Source organism: Mesorhizobium sp. M0001 (assembly GCF_040324255.1).
Taxonomy (GTDB): domain Bacteria; phylum Pseudomonadota; class Alphaproteobacteria; order Rhizobiales; family Rhizobiaceae; genus Mesorhizobium.
In genome coordinates this window covers 263,747-278,131 of sequence record NZ_JAMYVS010000004.1, presented here as the reverse complement: position 1 = coordinate 278,131, position 14,385 = coordinate 263,747, and the positions used below count along the sequence as shown (strand labels likewise).

At 61.8% G+C, this 14,385-nt stretch carries 16 protein-coding genes; 7 read left to right on the top strand and 9 right to left on the bottom strand.

Going from position 1 to position 14,385, the window contains the following annotated elements:
- Window positions 1-40 precede the first annotated feature (40 nt).
- Window positions 41-967 carry a LysR family transcriptional regulator gene (locus NKK50_RS14205; protein WP_023671024.1) on the top strand — a complete coding sequence of 309 codons (927 nt, stop codon included), beginning with the start codon at window positions 41-43 and terminating at the stop codon, window positions 965-967.
- 33 nt (window positions 968-1,000) lie between these two features.
- On the opposite strand, the gene tsf is transcribed toward NKK50_RS14205, so the two are convergent.
- The 5 genes from tsf to NKK50_RS14180 form a co-directional block, all read right to left on the bottom strand.
- Entirely contained in the window at window positions 1,001-1,921 is a 921-nt protein-coding gene (gene tsf, locus NKK50_RS14200; RefSeq protein ID WP_023684688.1) for a translation elongation factor Ts, read from the bottom strand.
- A gap of 108 nt (window positions 1,922-2,029) precedes the next feature.
- Window positions 2,030-2,818 carry a 30S ribosomal protein S2 gene (gene rpsB / locus NKK50_RS14195; RefSeq protein ID WP_023671022.1) on the bottom strand — a complete coding sequence of 263 codons (789 nt, stop codon included), beginning with the start codon at window positions 2,816-2,818 and terminating at the stop codon, window positions 2,030-2,032.
- 177 nt (window positions 2,819-2,995) lie between these two features.
- On the bottom strand, window positions 2,996-3,607 hold the full coding sequence (locus tag NKK50_RS14190) for a LysE family translocator (RefSeq protein ID WP_023688582.1): 612 nt from the start codon (window positions 3,605-3,607) through the stop codon (window positions 2,996-2,998).
- A complete protein-coding gene (locus NKK50_RS14185) occupies window positions 3,604-3,882 on the bottom strand; it encodes a DUF4031 domain-containing protein (protein WP_023671020.1) in 279 nt (92 codons plus the stop codon). Before NKK50_RS14185 ends, NKK50_RS14190 begins: the two co-directional genes overlap by 4 nt.
- 44 nt (window positions 3,883-3,926) lie before the next feature.
- On the bottom strand, window positions 3,927-4,757 hold the full coding sequence (locus NKK50_RS14180; protein WP_023745115.1) for a cell envelope integrity EipB family protein: 831 nt from the start codon (window positions 4,755-4,757) through the stop codon (window positions 3,927-3,929).
- A gap of 138 nt (window positions 4,758-4,895) precedes the next feature.
- On the opposite strand from NKK50_RS14180, the gene NKK50_RS14175 reads away from it, so the two are divergent.
- From NKK50_RS14175 to NKK50_RS14155, 5 genes are all read left to right on the top strand, one after another.
- Complete coding sequence (locus tag NKK50_RS14175; protein ID WP_352543569.1) at window positions 4,896-5,360, top strand: RidA family protein; 465 nt, start codon at window positions 4,896-4,898, stop codon at window positions 5,358-5,360.
- A 14-nt stretch (window positions 5,361-5,374) separates the two neighbouring features.
- Window positions 5,375-6,103 carry a glycerophosphodiester phosphodiesterase gene (locus NKK50_RS14170; protein ID WP_023745116.1) on the top strand — a complete coding sequence of 243 codons (729 nt, stop codon included), beginning with the start codon at window positions 5,375-5,377 and terminating at the stop codon, window positions 6,101-6,103.
- Between the two features lie 55 nt (window positions 6,104-6,158).
- Window positions 6,159-7,373 carry a GNAT family N-acetyltransferase gene (locus tag NKK50_RS14165; protein ID WP_352543568.1) on the top strand — a complete coding sequence of 405 codons (1,215 nt, stop codon included), beginning with the start codon at window positions 6,159-6,161 and terminating at the stop codon, window positions 7,371-7,373.
- Window positions 7,374-7,469: 96 nt separating this feature from the next.
- On the top strand, window positions 7,470-7,898 hold the full coding sequence (locus NKK50_RS14160; protein WP_023745118.1) for an HIT family protein: 429 nt from the start codon (window positions 7,470-7,472) through the stop codon (window positions 7,896-7,898).
- A 73-nt stretch (window positions 7,899-7,971) separates the two neighbouring features.
- A complete protein-coding gene (locus NKK50_RS14155; RefSeq protein ID WP_352543567.1) occupies window positions 7,972-9,114 on the top strand; it encodes a phosphatase PAP2 family protein in 1,143 nt (380 codons plus the stop codon).
- Window positions 9,115-9,216: 102 nt separating this feature from the next.
- On the opposite strand, the gene clpA is transcribed toward NKK50_RS14155, so the two are convergent.
- The 4 genes from clpA to NKK50_RS14135 all read right to left on the bottom strand — a co-directional run bounded on the left by clpA (window position 9,217) and on the right by NKK50_RS14135 (window position 12,918).
- Complete coding sequence (gene clpA / locus NKK50_RS14150) at window positions 9,217-11,706, bottom strand: ATP-dependent Clp protease ATP-binding subunit ClpA (RefSeq protein WP_023671013.1); 2,490 nt, start codon at window positions 11,704-11,706, stop codon at window positions 9,217-9,219.
- Window positions 11,707-11,712: 6 nt separating this feature from the next.
- Window positions 11,713-12,039, bottom strand: a complete 327-nt coding sequence (gene clpS / locus NKK50_RS14145; protein ID WP_023671012.1) for an ATP-dependent Clp protease adapter ClpS — start codon at window positions 12,037-12,039, stop codon at window positions 11,713-11,715.
- A gap of 277 nt (window positions 12,040-12,316) precedes the next feature.
- The gene (locus NKK50_RS14140; protein WP_023671011.1) at window positions 12,317-12,646 is read right to left on the bottom strand and encodes a phasin family protein; all 330 of its coding nucleotides are present in this window, start codon (window positions 12,644-12,646) and stop codon (window positions 12,317-12,319) included.
- Window positions 12,643-12,918: a hypothetical protein gene (locus NKK50_RS14135; RefSeq protein ID WP_155923559.1), complete on the bottom strand. Its 276-nt coding sequence runs from the start codon at window positions 12,916-12,918 to the stop codon at window positions 12,643-12,645. Before NKK50_RS14135 ends, NKK50_RS14140 begins: the two co-directional genes overlap by 4 nt.
- A 68-nt stretch (window positions 12,919-12,986) precedes the next feature.
- On the opposite strand from NKK50_RS14135, the gene NKK50_RS14130 reads away from it, so the two are divergent.
- On the top strand, window positions 12,987-14,381 hold the full coding sequence (locus tag NKK50_RS14130; RefSeq protein ID WP_502896558.1) for an SPOR domain-containing protein: 1,395 nt from the start codon (window positions 12,987-12,989) through the stop codon (window positions 14,379-14,381).
- Window positions 14,382-14,385: the final 4 nt, after the last annotated feature.

Below are 14,385 nucleotides of genomic sequence, written 5' to 3'. Positions count from 1 at the left end.
GATTGAAGTGTTCGCAAGGACTATGCGATATCATGCATGAATGGATCGGGATCTGCTCAGTCATTTGCCTGTCATCGTCGCCGTTGCCCGACGCGGCGGCTTTGCGCTAGCTGCGGCAGAACTGGGCATGTCCCCATCCGCCGTCAGCCATGCGGTGCGCCTCGTGGAGGAGCGGATCGGCCAGCCGCTGTTTGCGCGCACCACGCGCAGCGTCTCGCTGACGGAAGCCGGCAAGGCGCTGGTGGACACGGCAGCCCCTGCCCTCCAGGATATCGCCGACCGGATGGACCGCATCCGAGCCATCAAGGGCCGGCCCTCCGGCTTGCTCAGGTTGAACGTTCCCAACATCGCCGTTCCACTTGCCGTCACTCCCGTGGCCGCCGCGATGGCTGAACGCTATCCTGATGTGACCATCGAATTGCTCACCGACCAGGGGCTGGTGGACATTGTCGGCGAGGGTTTTGATGCCGGCATCCGGCTGGGCGAGATGATCGCACAGGACATGGTCACGGTCCGGCTGACGCCGCCATTCAACGCCGTGATCGTCGCCTCCCCCGCCTATGTCGGCCGGCATGGCCGTCCGCGCGGTGTGGCGGATCTTTCGGACCACAATTGCATCGGCTACCGGCTTGTGCGCTCCGGCGCACTCTATCGCTGGGACCTGACTGAGGACGGCAAGGATGTCGTGGCCGAGACGAAGGGTACGGTCATCGTCACCGATTCGCTGGCCGCGATCGACCTTGCGCTTGCCGGCGTCGGGCTGACCTATGTGTTCGAGCCGCTGGTGCGCGCGGAATTGGCCGCCGGCCGCCTCGTTCAGATCCTGCCGCAAACGGCGATCGAGGAGCCCGGCCTCTTCCTCTACTTCCCGCGCAGGGCGTCGATGGCGCCAAAGCTCAGGGCCTTCATCGACACCGCACAAGAAATTGGCCGAGCATCCTTGCGGACACCCGGCCGAGTTGCCTGAGCTGAGAAGCCCTTTTCGGGGCTATTTTTAAAACTACTTCTTCACCGCCGCCGCGACTTCCGCCGCGAAATCGGTCTCTTCCTTTTCGATGCCTTCGCCCAGCGCAAAGCGCAGATAGGCGGAGATCTTGGCCGGAGCGCCGATGTCCTTCTCGGCATCCTTCAGCGCCTGCTCGACAGTGATGTCGGGATTGAGCACGAAGGCCTGCTTGAGGAGCACGACTTCCTCGTAGAACTTGCGCAGGCGGCCTTCGACCATCTTTTCGATGATCGCTTCCGGCTTGCCGGACTGGCGCGCCTGGTCGGCGAAGATCGCCTTCTCGCGCTCGACCGCTGCCGGATCGATCTGCTCGGCGGTCAACGCCAGCGGGTTGGTGGCGGCGACATGCATGGCGACCTGGCGGCCAAAGGCGTTGGCGGCATGCTCATTGCCCGTGGTCTCGATCGCGACCAGAACGCCGAGCTTGCCAAGACCATCGGCAACCGCATTGTGGACGTAGGTTGCGACAGCACCGTGCGGGACGGTGAGCTTGGCCGAACGGCGGAAGCTCATGTTCTCGCCAATGGTGCCAACGGCGTCCTTGATGGTGTCAGTGACCGACTTGTCCGAACCCGGATACTTTGCGGCAGAGACAGCCTCCGTCGTGCCATAAGCAAGCGCGACCTTGGCGACATTGCGAACGATCTCCTGGAACTGCTCGTTGCGGGCCACGAAATCGGTCTCGGAGTTAACCTCGACGATGGCGGCCTCGCGGACGCCGGAGTCGACGCCGATCAGGCCTTCGGCGGCAGTACGGCCAGCCTTCTTGTCGGCCTTGGAAATGCCCTTCTTGCGCAGCCAGTCGACGGCCTCTTCGATGTTGCCGTTGGTCTCCGTCAACGCCGCCTTGCAGTCCATCATGCCCGCGCCGGTCAAGTCGCGGAGTTCTTTGACCTGTGCAGCCGAAATGCTCATTGTCGCCTCTTTGTTTTAAATGCACCGACGCACCACCGGTACTCGATGATGCGTCCGTCTAGCGTGCCAAATATGAGAATGATGAAGGCCGCAACCGGCCTTCGATTGTCAAGCTTCCGGAGCGTCCGCAGCCGGGGCCGGAGCCGGATCAAGCGCCGGTTCGACCGGAGCTTCGACCGAGGCGCCGATGTCGACGCCGAGCGCGCCCTGCTGGCGGGCGATGCCGTCGATGGCAGCCTTGGCGATCAGGTCGCAATAGAGCTGGATGGCGCGCGCCGCGTCGTCATTACCGGGGATCGGGAAGTCGATCTTGTCCGGATCGCAGTTCGAATCGATGATGGCAACGACCGGAATGCCGAGGCGCTTGGCCTCGAGAATGGCGATCGCTTCCTTGTTGGTGTCGATGACGAACATCAGGTCGGGGGTCGAGCCCATGTCCTTGATACCGCCGAGCGCCTTGTCGAGCTTCTCGCGCTCGCGGTCGAGGTTCAGGCGTTCCTTCTTGGTCAGGCCCTGGGCCTCACCGGCCAGCATCTCGTCGAGCTTGCGCAGGCGCTGGATCGAATTCGAGATCGTCTTCCAGTTGGTCAGCATGCCGCCGAGCCAACGCGAGTTGACATAGTATTGGGCCGAACGCTGTGCGGCGTCGGCGACGATGTCGGACGCCTGGCGCTTGGTGCCGACGAACAGCACGCGGCCGCCCTTGGCAACGGTGTCGGAAACCTGCTTCAGAGCCTGGTGCAGCAAAGGCACCGTCTGCGACAGGTCGATGATGTGGATGTTGTTGCGGGCGCCGTAGATGTAAGGCGCCATCTTCGGGTTCCAGCGGTGGGTCTGGTGGCCGAAGTGAATGCCAGCTTCCAAAAGCTGGCGCATGCTGAAATCAGGCAGTGCCATTCTTAGTTCCTTTTCCGGTTAGCCTCCACGGACACAGGCATTTTTGGACTTTGTCCTCGAACGCCACCGGAGGTTTCAGCCGGATTTCTCCCGGGCAGACACCAAAGTCCGTGTGTGGAATGAGCGCGCATATAGAGGGGAAGCGCTGCAAACGCAAGCGGTGAGGTGCTTCATCGCTCAGCGTGCGGCAATCAGCGCTCCGGTGCCGATCATGGCGCTGCCGGCGAACCGGTTAATCAGCCGCATGCGTTCGGGCGTCCTGAACCAGCCGGATGCCCTGCCCGCCAGCGCGGCGTAGATGCCCATGGTGAGAATATTGGCGCCGACGACGACTGCCACCACCAGCAGGCCGTCGGCAAACGTCATGGTGTCGAGGTTGAGGATCAGCGGCATGATCGAGGCGTGGAACAGGATCGCCTTCGGGTTGCCGAGCGCCACGGAGGCGCCAAGCAGGAACGAACGCGACAATCCGGTTTGGGGGATTCCTTGCGCGGCCGATTGCGCGGCCGCGGCCCGCCACATCTTGATGCCGAGGAAAATCAGGTAGGCCGCACCGGCGTATTTCAACAGGAGAAACACCCATTCGAAGGTCTGGGCCAGCGCCACCAGCCCGAGCAGTGCCAGGGTGACCAGCACGGCATCGCCGGCGGCAATGCCCATTCCGGCGACGAACGCACGCAGGAAGCCGCGTGCCACGCCGTTGGTGATCACCGTGAACATCGCCGGTCCCGGCGTGGCGGCGGCAAGTGTGATGGCAAGGCAATAAGCCAGGAATGCCGTTAGCGTCACGATCGGCCCTTTCCGTTGGGTACCCGTACGCGCCTGAAGATCGCAACGATCTCCTCGCGGCTGCATTCGATGGCGCCGAGCCGCACCGCCCGGTCGCGCTCGAAGCCGGTTATGTCATAGTGCGGCGCCGATGTCCTGGGCGGCCCCTGGTAGGACGAACGCTTGACGCCAAGCTCGGCGGCGAAACGATGCAGTTCGTCCGTATCGTCGGCCATCAGGTGGCACCAGCGATGGCCGGCCCATTTCCAGATCGCCGCATCGACATAGACCGCCATCGGGAACTGCCATCAAGCCTGCCGTGGCCAGCGCCGCATTGTTGCTATCTCGAGACCGGGCAAGGCTTGGTCTGATCGAACAGCGACAGGTTGACCAGCTTTCCGGTCATCGAGAACTCGCCATAGTCCATTGTGAGGTCGCGGGTGATGCCGTTCTCGTGCAGCTTGAAGCTGATGCGGTATTCCGGCACCTCTTCGCCCGATTTGTCGGTCTCGTCGAAATAGGCGATGTCGACCGGCCAGTATTTGTCGCCGGCAAGTCTGGCCAGCGCCGGCGCTTCGGGGTCGGCCTTGTCGCCCTCGGCCTTCTTGCCGACGATGACGGTGGTGGTCATCACCTTGTTGGCATCCTCCGAACCGTCGAACAGGCTGGTTTCGTAGAAATTCTCGCCCTTCTCGGCCTTGCCGATCAGTTCGACCAGATGCTGGGTCGGGAACTGGGTGGCGGCGAGTTCGAGGCTGTTCTTCTCGGGCTTGTCGATATCGACCTTGAGGCCCTTGGTCTCTTTTGTGGCGGTGCCTTTGACCTCCTTGTCTAGGTTCTGGTCGACGAAGGATTTGGTCACGAACGAGAAGGTCTTGCCTTCGGCGTCCTCGAACGTGGTCGTCTGCTGGTCGGTCAGCCTGGTGTTGTCGCCGGTGGCGATCTGGGTGACGAAACGGAATTTTACCGTATAGCCCTCGCAGGGCGAGCCGTTGAACTCATAGACCATGCGGCCGGAAATCCCGGTGATGCCCGAGCGGTCCGACGCCTTGTCGAGGGTAAGATCGTAGACGGCGCGATGCGCCTGCAGCGCCGGCACGGCAAAGGCTGGAGCCATCGAGAACAGCACCGGAAAGAGAACGGCGTGGAAGGCAAGGCGCGTTGCGCGCATAAGGGGCTCCGATCGTCGCAGCTGATGGCAGGCAGCAGGTAAAGATGGTCCAGCTTAAAAAAAGTCGTGGCGGAAGCGAGGCAAAAATAGCAATTTCGGCCCGGCCAGCGCGGCGTCTCCAAGCAATAGGGAAATACGATGAGTGAAACAATCGAAAAGCGGCTAAGCGATCTCGGCGTGACGATACCTGCCGCCGCAGCGCCCGCCGCGAACTATGTGCCCTATTGCAGGTCCGGCAATCTTTTGTTCACCGCCGGGCAGTTGCCGCTCAAGGACGGCAAGCTGCAGGCAAGCGGCCTGCTCGGCCGCGACGTCGACACGGCAACCGGCAAGGAAGGCGCAAAGTACTGTGCAATCAACATCTTGGCCCAGGCAAAAGCAGCACTTGGCGATCTCGAAGAAATCCAGCGTTTGGTCAAGATTACCGTGTTTGTTGCATCAGTGCCGGATTTCGTCGAGCAGCATCTGGTCGCCAATGGCGCCTCCGATTTCCTGGTCGCGGCCCTTGGCGAGCGCGGCAAGCATGCCCGCTCCGCCGTCGGCACCGCCTGTCTGCCGCTTAATGCCGCAGTGGAAATCGAAGCCGTCTTCGAGGTCGCATGAGCAGGACCAAGACAATGACCGACCTTTCCTGGCTGACCGCCCGCCCGGTGGCGCATCGCGGCTTTCACGACATGAACAAGACGCGCTGGGAAAACACGCTGTCGGCCTTCGCTGCTGCCGCCGAGCGCGGCTATGCGATCGAATGCGACGTGCATTTGTCGTCCGACCGCGTCCCCGTCATCATTCATGACGGCGATCTCAGGCGGTTGACCGGCCAGGACGGCTTCGTCTGGCAGCGCACGGCAGCGGAACTGGCGGCGCTCAGCATCGGCGGCACCAAGGACCATGTGCCGACACTTCAGGAGGTGCTCGACCTGGTCGACGGCCGCGTGCCTCTGGTGGTCGAATTGAAGGGCGTGCCCGGCTACGACGAGGGCCTGGTGGCGAGCGTCGGCAAGATGCTGGAGCGCTACAAGGGCAAGGCGGCGATCATGTCGTTCGACCACTGGCTGGTCCGCGATTTCCCCAGGGATGCGCCAGGAATTCCGGGCGGGCTCACGGCCTATGGCAAGGACAACCAGTTGATCGAGGCGCATTTCGCCATGCTGGCGCATGACCTCGCCTTCACCTCCTATGCCGCGGGCGATCTGCCGAACCCGTTCGTCAGCTTCGTGCGCGAAAGGCTTAAAATGCCTGTCATCACCTGGACGGTGCATGACCAGCCGGCGGTGGATCTCACCTTCAAATACGCCGACCAGATGACGTTCGAAGGGTTCGAACCCGATCTGGTCAAAGTCGCCTGATGGGAGTGCCTGAAACGTGACTTGTAGCGGCCCCGACAGAGCTTAAATAAGCCTCATGGATCAGGGTGACGAAGGCGATGGGCAAACGGCGAATGCGGAGTTCTCCATCCGCGTCGCCGCCGGCATCAATGCCTTCACATGCGACGAGTGGAACGGCTTTACCGGCACAACCCGCAGCGACACAGAAAACGGCTATAACCCTCTCGTTTCATATGCTTTTCTGAGCGCGCTTGAAGATTCCGGCTGCGCCGTGCGGCGCACCGGCTGGCAAGGTCATCATCTCAGACTGGAAAATGCCCAAGGCAGATTGCTGGGCGCCGTGCCCTGCTATCTCAAATCGCACAGCCAGGGCGAATATGTCTTCGACCACGGCTGGTCCGATGCGTTCGAACGCGCCGGCGGCAACTACTATCCGAAACTGCAATGCGCCGTGCCGTTCTCTCCGGTCACCGGCCCTCGCCTGCTGGTCAGCAAGGGCGAGGACAGCGCCATTGTGAAGGCCGGTCTCGCAGCGGGCCTGAAGGCGGTGACGGAAAAGCTCGGCGTGTCCTCCGCGCATGTCACCTTCGCCAATGAAAGCGACGTTGCAACGCTGGAAGCAGCCGGCTTCCTGCACCGCATCGACCAGCAGTTCCATTTCTTCAACGAAGGCTTTTCGACCTATGACGACTTTCTCGCCACGCTGGCATCGCGCAAGCGCAAGGCGATGAAGAAGGAGCGCCGCGAGGCGCTCGCCAACGGTATCTCGATCGACCGGCTGACCGGCAAGGACCTGACCGAAAAGGCGTGGGACGATTTCTTCGCCTTCTATATGGATACCGGCAGCCGCAAATGGGGCCGGCCCTATCTCAACCGCAAGTTCTTCTCGCTGATCGGCGAGCGCATGTCCCAGGACATCCTGTTGATCATGGCCAAGCGCAATGGCCGCTATGTCGCCGGCGCCATCAACTTCATCGGCTCCGATGCGCTCTACGGCCGCAATTGGGGCTGCATCGAGGACCACCCGTTCCTGCATTTCGAAGTCTGCTACCATCAGGCCATCGACTTCGCCATCGAGCGCAAGCTGAAGGTGATCGAGGCCGGCGCGCAGGGTGAGCACAAACTGGCGCGCGGCTATCGTCCCGTGACCATGCATTCGGCGCACTACATCGCACATCCCGGCCTGCGCAATGCTGTGGCCGATTATCTCCGGCGTGAGCGGCGCGAGGTCGAGCGGATGGGCGAAATTCTGGAAGAGCATACGCCGTTCCGCAAGGATCTTGAGGAATAGCGATCCGCGCCTGCCCTCGCCTGACCATCTTACCTGACCATCTTGCCGGTCCGGGACAGCTTCGCTACACCGGGAGCATACTCCCGGAGCGCCGCCATGACCGAGGCCTACGACCCCAGCAATATCTTCGCAAAGATCCTGCGCGGCGAAATCCCCTCGCACCGCATCTACGAGGATGATGCCGTGGTCGCCTTCATGGATGTGATGCCGCAAGGCCCCGGTCACACGCTGGTGGTGCCCAAAGCACCGTCGCGCAATCTGCTCGATGCCGATCCCGCGACGCTCGGCCGGCTGTTCACCACGGTCCAAACGGTCGCGCTGGCGGTCAAAAAGGCTTTCGGCGCTGACGGGGTCACCATCCTGCAGTTCAACGAACCGGCGTCCGGCCAGACCGTCTACCACCTACATGTCCATGTCATCCCGCGGTTCGAAGGCATCGCGCTCAAGCCGCATACGGGGCAGATGGAGAAGCCCGAAGTGCTGACGGAGAACGCGGCCAGGATCCGAGCAGCGCTGAACGGTTGAGGTGGCGCGCGCCTCAGGGAGATGCGCTCAGCCACAATCCACCACGTCGGTTAGGAAAATATCAAACCACGCCGTGATAACGTGCTCCGTACCGGGATGCGTTTGGGTTTTCAAAATCGTGGAACATTCGGTTGCGACATCAGAGCCGTTGGTAAAAGCAGCTGCCGGGCGGGCCTTTCTGCGCACCTTGGCGGACGCGTACCGGCGACACCGCCTGCTGCACGCGATGGCCATCGCTGCCCTGCTTTTGGCAGCCTTGGTCGGCCTGCGCACCGGAAACATGCCGGATTTCGGCGTGCTGGAAGACTATTCCCAATACCTTCTTTTCGCTTTCTGGATCGGTGGCTGCGCCTTCGCACTCGGCAGCTTTTTTCACCTTGCACTCATCAAGCGGGATCCTGAGCCGCTCGGCACTTTTCTGCGATCGATCGGCGGCGTCTTCGGCGACGCCGAGCGCAACGCCAACAGCCTGAATGGTCTGGCCGCGTGCATTGCGCTCATATCCGCTTTCGGTGTGTTGAAAGGCGCGGTCGCGATCCTTTCGCCATTCGCATGGGATCACGCATTGGCTCAGGCCGACCGGGTGCTGCATTTCGGCCGAGCGCCCCATGAATGGCTATGGTTTATCGTCCAGTCGCCGCTCGCCGTAAGATCGTTCAACCTGGCTTACAATTCCTGGTTCGTCGTCCTTATCGCCTCGGTCTTCATCGCTTGCATCACGCGCAGGGACACGAAGCTGCGTCACCAGTTCCTGATGAGCTTCATGCTCGTGTGGATACTGGCGGGTTTTTTCCTGGCGATGGGCCTGTCTTCGGCAGGGCCGTGCTTTTACGAGCGACTGGGGCTGGGCAGCGACTATCATTCCCTGATGCAAGCACTCGCCGCCGCCGATCGCATCTATCCGATCTGGGCGCTCAGCACGCAGGACATTGTGTGGAGCGGCTATATCGGGGCGACGCCAGGCAGTCTCGGCATATCCGCCTTCCCGTCCATGCATGTAGCGATGGCGGTGCTTTTCGCGCTTTATGCAACACGCCGCTCACGGTTGGCCGGCCTTTTGATGTGGGCATTCGCCGCAATCATCATGGTCGGCTCGGTCGTCCTTGGCTGGCATTATGCCGTGGATGGCTATGCGAGCGTTCTGATTTCGATCGCCATCTGGAAGGCGTGCGGGTTCTTCCTGGGCAAGTTTGCACCCGAGGGCGTCGCCGCCTGACCTAACAACATCTGACCTGAAAAGCAGGGGCGCTGTGTCGGCAAACCGGCCAGCCAATGAAAAAAGGGCCCGTCACCGGGGCCTTTTTCATTGGCGAACTTTTTAGCTCTTGCGCGGCAGTTGCGGCACCAGGCTGCGCTTGCCGCCATCCTTGCCCTTCGGCTCGGGCTCGTCCTTGCCCTTGGGCTGAGGCTTCTGCGCCACCGCCTTCTTGGCGACGGGCTTCTTGGCCACCGCCTTGCGGGCTTTCGGCGCCTCTTCCGGCTCCTGCTTCGGCTGCACCGGGGCTTCGTCGGCCAGTGATTCGAGCTTCAGGCCGGTTTCGCCGGTTTCCTTCTTCTCGACTGTGACGCGCACCGTGCCGCCCTTCTTGAGCTTGCCGAACAGCACCTCGTCGGCCAACGGCTTCTTGATGTGCTCCTGGATGACCCGGCCGAGCGGCCGCGCACCCATGCGCTCATCATAGCCCTTGTCGGCCAGCCAGGCGATCGCGTCGGACGACAGGTCGAAGGTGACGCCCCGCTCGGAGAGCTGGGCCTCGAGTTGCATGACGAACTTCTGCACCACCTGATGGATGACCGGCACCGGCAGCGAGCCGAACGGGATGATCGCATCGAGACGGTTGCGGAACTCCGGCGTGAACAACCGGTTGATGGCCTCGACATCGTCGCCTTCGCGCTTGGTCGATCCGAAACCGATCGCCGCGCGCTGCGCATCGGATGCGCCCGCATTGGTGGTCATGATAAGGATGACATTGCGGAAGTCGATCTGCTTGCCGTTGTGGTCGGTCAGCTTGCCGTGGTCCATGACCTGCAACAGGATGTTGAACAGGTCTGGATGCGCCTTCTCGACTTCATCCAGCAAGAGCACGCAGTGCGGATGCTGGTCGACCCCGTCGGTAAGCAGACCGCCCTGGTCGAAGCCGACATAGCCGGGAGGCGCGCCGATCAACCGCGAGACGGTGTGGCGTTCCATATATTCCGACATGTCGAAGCGGATCAGCTCGACGCCGAGCGAGGCAGCCAACTGCTTGGCGACTTCGGTCTTGCCGACGCCGGTCGGGCCTGAGAACAGGTAGGAGCCGATCGGCTTTTCCGGTTCGCGCAGGCCGGCACGCGCCAGCTTGATCGCCGAGGTCAGCGCGGTGATGGCGGTGTCCTGGCCATAGACGACGCGCTTCAGCTCGATGTCGAGGCCTTGCAGCACCTTCTCGTCGTCTGCCGAAACCGTCTTCGGCGGGATGCGGGCCATCGTGGCGATCGTGGCTTCGATCTCCTTGATGCCGATCGTCTTCTTGCGCTTGGCTTCCGGCACCAGCATCTGCGAGGCGCCGGTCTCGTCGATCACGTCGATCGCCTTGTCCGGCAGCTTGCGGTCGTTGATGTAGCGGGCCGACAGTTCCACCGAAGCCTTGATCGCCTCGTTGGTGAACTTCACCTTGTGGAATTCCTCATAATAGGGCTTGAGGCCCTTCATGATCTCGATGGCGTCCTCGATGGTCGGCTCGTTGACGTCGATCTTCTGGAAGCGCCGCACCAGAGCGCGGTCCTTCTCGAAGAACTGGCGGAACTCCTTGTAAGTGGTCGAGCCGATGCAGCGGATGGCTCCCGAAGACAGCGCCGGCTTCAACAGGTTCGACGCATCCATCGCGCCGCCTGACGTGGCGCCGGCCCCGATCACGGTGTGGATCTCGTCGATGAACAGCACGGCGCCCGGATAATCCTCGAGCTCCTTGACGACCTGCTTCAGCCGCTCTTCGAAATCGCCGCGATAGCGCGTGCCGGCCAACAGCGTGCCCATGTCGAGCGCGAAGATGGTGGCGTCCTGCAGCACTTCGGGCACATCGCCCTCGACGATGCGCTTGGCCAGGCCTTCGGCAATCGCCGTCTTGCCGACGCCGGGATCGCCGACATAGAGCGGGTTGTTCTTGGAGCGGCGGCACAGCACCTGGATGGTGCGGTTGATTTCGCTCTCGCGGCCGATCAGCGGATCGATCTTGCCGGCCTTGGCCTTGTTGTTGAGGTTGACGCAATAAGCCGTCAGCGCATCCTGCTGCTGCTTCTTCTTGCCGCCTTCCTCCTGCGGCTCGGCGCCGTTCTGGCCGCCCTGCTCGTCATCGGCGCCGCGCGGCGAGCGCGTCTCCGATGCGCCGGGGCGCTTGGCGATGCCGTGCGAGATGTAGTTGACCGCGTCGTAGCGGGTCATCTGCTGTTCCTGCAGGAAATAAGCGGCATGGCTCTCGCGCTCGGCAAAGATGGCGACGAGCACGTTGGCGCCGGACACTTCCTCGCGGCCGGATGACTGTACATGGATCACGGCGCGCTGGATGACGCGCTGGAAGCCGGCGGTCGGCTTGGAATCCTCATCGTAACCGGTGACCAGATTGTCGAGTTCGGTGTCGATATAGGTCAGAACGGTGTGCTTCAGCTCGTCCAGATCGACGTTGCAGGCGCGCATAACGGCGGCCGCCTCGGTGTCGTCGATGAGGGCGAGCAGCAGATGTTCTAGGGTTGCATATTCATGGTGCCGCTCATTGGCGAGCGTCAGCGCCTGGTGAAGCGCCTTTTCCAGGCCTTGGGAGAAAGCCGGCATGTTACCTCACTTCTTCTCCATCACGCATTGCAGCGGATGCTGATTCTGTCGGGCGAAATCCATGACCTGAGACACTTTGGTCTCGGCCACCTCGAATGTATAGACCCCGCACTCGCCCACCCCATGATTGTGAACATGAAGCATGATGCGTGTGGCGGCTTCGCGGTCCTTTTGAAAAAAACGCTCCAGGACGTGAACCACGAACTCCATGGGCGTATAGTCGTCGTTGAGGATGAGGACCCTGTAAAGGCTGGGCTTCTTGGTCTTGGTCTTCGTGCGCGTAATGACGGCTGTGCCGCGACCAGCCTCATTGCCGTCGCCGTCACTTTGCATCCGCACCACGCTTGTCGTGGCAGTCAAACCTGAAGTCACGTAATCCTGCCTCTTTCGAATCCCCATGGCGAGTTCGATATGTAGGTGTTCGATGGACGATTTTAAGCCCTTCTTGTTAGCTGACAATATGGCTAGGTGGGCAAACCGAGGCGATTTTCAAAATCGTGAACCGCCAAAGCCCCGGAATTGAAACCGGCATGAAAAAACCCGGCCGCGCATCCGCGACCGGGTCTGTTTTGCAAGCCCGAAAGGCCGTGCCTGGTATTCTCGAGCGAAATTACTTCGCCTTGGCGACAATCGATTCGAAGGGCTTGTAAGCCTCCTTGGCGAGATCGGCATAGAGATCGCCGAACTTGGTCGCCTCGGCAACGAAGCTCTCATAGCTCTGCTTGGCGAAGTCGGACTGGATCTCGACCGCCTTTTCCAGCGACTTGGCGGAGAACAGCTTTTCGACCGCGGCGCTGCCGGCTTCGAAGCTCTTCTTGGTGTATTCGCCAGCTTCAGTGGCGATCGCCTGCGCGCCCTTGGAGAGCGAGGTGAAGCTCTTCAATCCGGTATCGGCAAACTCCTTGCCGTATTTCGAGAAGTCCTCGTAGGTCTGGGTCATTTGACGTTTCCCTTGGCGTTTTGAAGCGCCCTTGCCTGAGCGCGGTTGTGCAATGCACGAGAACATATTGTGCGCTGCACAAAAGTCAAGATTTCAGCGGCATCAGGCCGCGCTGCGCCGGCATCAGCTAAAATTCGAATAAAGAAAGGCTCAAGCCCGAGGAAAATGGTGAACGCGCCGGTTACCATAAACGGATTGGTAACGCTGGCTGCGATAGTTTGACAACAAGTGAGGTCGGATCCCTTTGCCGCCTCCAGGGCAATGAGTTTCAAAGGAACTATCAGTGCGTCAGGCGTTGTCGGTCTTCGGTTCAAAATCCGCATCTTCCCTCAAAACGATCATGATCCTCGCTTTGGCGATGTCATTTGTCGTTGCGGATGCCGCGTCCTCGATGGCCGCCAGGTCTTCGGCGATCGTCGTCGACGCCAAGACCGGCAAGGTGCTTTATTCGTCCGATGCCAACGGCCGGCGCTACCCGGCGTCGCTGACCAAGATGATGACGCTCTATCTGACCTTCGAGGCCATGGCGAAGGGCCGGATCAGCAGGAACACGCCCGTGCCGTTCTCGGCCAAAGCGGCGGCCGAACCGCCGACCAAGCTCGGCGTCAAGGCGGGCGGAGCGGTTTCGGTCGAGACCGCCATCCTGTCGATGGTGACCAAGTCGGCCAATGATTCGGCGACCGCGCTCGGCGAACTGCTCGGCGGCAGCGAAAGCAATTTCGCCCGCATGATGACCGCTAAGGCGCGCGCGCTCGGCATGGACGGCACCGTGTTTCGCAATGCCAACGGCCTGCCCGATCCCGGCCAGTTCACAACCGCCCACGACATGGCGATGCTTGGCATAGCGCTCAGGGAACATTATCCGCAGTATTACGGCTATTTCTCGCAGCGCTCCTTCCTTTACGGCCGCCAGCGCATCAATGGCCACAACCGTCTGCTCGGCCGCATCAAGGGCGTCGACGGCATCAAGACCGGCTATACCCGCGCCTCCGGCTTCAACCTCGTCTCGTCGGTTTCGGATGGCAACCGCCGCCTCGTCGCCGTCGTCATGGGCGGCACTTCGGGGCGCAGCCGCGACAACCAGATGGCCGGCCTGATCAACGCCTACATGCCGCGCGCATCGACCCGCGGCGGCGGCGCCCTGGTCGCCAACGCCGGCGGCGACAATCCGGTCAAGGCGCTGGCCAAGGTCTTCCTGCCCAAGCATGACGCGCCGACGCCGGATGGCAAGCCGATCGTTGAAGACGATGCCGTGGCGTCCAATGACGATCCGACATCCGCTGACGAGCAGTCTGCTGAAGGCCAGTCTGCCGACGAACAGACGGTGGCCGCGGTCGAAGAGCCCGCCCCCGTCGTCAAGACCAGGAAGGTCAAGACCGTCATCGTGACGGCGCCGAAGGTCGAAACTGCGCAGATTGTGGCTGCCTATGCCGAACCCACGCCTGTATCCCCACAGGCGGTCGACCCGGTCAACACGGCCTCGGTGCCGGCTGGTTGGGCGGTGCAGGTGGCGTCGTCGCCCAAGCAGTCCGAAGCCCAGGCTTTCCTCGACAAGACCGCCAAGCTGGCGCCCAAAGTTCTTGGGGCTGCTTCCGGTTTCACCGTCGCCTTCGAAAAGGATGGCGAGACCTATTACCGTGCCCGGTTCGGCGGCTTCCGCTCGAAGGATGCGGCCTGGAATGCCTGCAATGCCCTGAAGAAAAAGAAAATCGCTTGCTACGCCGTCCAACAGTAGGGCG

What these genes read in the sequence shown, in the direction of transcription:
- NKK50_RS14140 (WP_023671011.1), bottom strand. Translation starts at nt 12,646, where the DNA reads ATGACCCAGACCTACGAGGACTTCTCGAAATACGGCAAGGAGTTTGCC.
- NKK50_RS14175 (WP_352543569.1), top strand. Translation starts at nt 4,896, where the DNA reads ATGAGTGAAACAATCGAAAAGCGGCTAAGCGATCTCGGCGTGACGATA.
- NKK50_RS14180 (WP_023745115.1), bottom strand. Translation starts at nt 4,757, where the DNA reads ATGCGCGCAACGCGCCTTGCCTTCCACGCCGTTCTCTTTCCGGTGCTG.
- clpA (WP_023671013.1), bottom strand. Translation starts at nt 11,706, where the DNA reads ATGCCGGCTTTCTCCCAAGGCCTGGAAAAGGCGCTTCACCAGGCGCTG.
- rpsB (WP_023671022.1), bottom strand. Translation starts at nt 2,818, where the DNA reads ATGGCACTGCCTGATTTCAGCATGCGCCAGCTTTTGGAAGCTGGCATT.
- NKK50_RS14160 (WP_023745118.1), top strand. Translation starts at nt 7,470, where the DNA reads ATGACCGAGGCCTACGACCCCAGCAATATCTTCGCAAAGATCCTGCGC.
- clpS (WP_023671012.1), bottom strand. Translation starts at nt 12,039, where the DNA reads ATGCAAAGTGACGGCGACGGCAATGAGGCTGGTCGCGGCACAGCCGTC.
- NKK50_RS14185 (WP_023671020.1), bottom strand. Translation starts at nt 3,882, where the DNA reads ATGGCGGTCTATGTCGATGCGGCGATCTGGAAATGGGCCGGCCATCGC.
- tsf (WP_023684688.1), bottom strand. Translation starts at nt 1,921, where the DNA reads ATGAGCATTTCGGCTGCACAGGTCAAAGAACTCCGCGACTTGACCGGC.
- NKK50_RS14205 (WP_023671024.1), top strand. Translation starts at nt 41, where the DNA reads ATGGATCGGGATCTGCTCAGTCATTTGCCTGTCATCGTCGCCGTTGCC.
- NKK50_RS14130 (WP_502896558.1), top strand. Translation starts at nt 12,987, where the DNA reads ATGATCCTCGCTTTGGCGATGTCATTTGTCGTTGCGGATGCCGCGTCC.
- NKK50_RS14165 (WP_352543568.1), top strand. Translation starts at nt 6,159, where the DNA reads ATGGATCAGGGTGACGAAGGCGATGGGCAAACGGCGAATGCGGAGTTC.
- NKK50_RS14170 (WP_023745116.1), top strand. Translation starts at nt 5,375, where the DNA reads ATGACCGACCTTTCCTGGCTGACCGCCCGCCCGGTGGCGCATCGCGGC.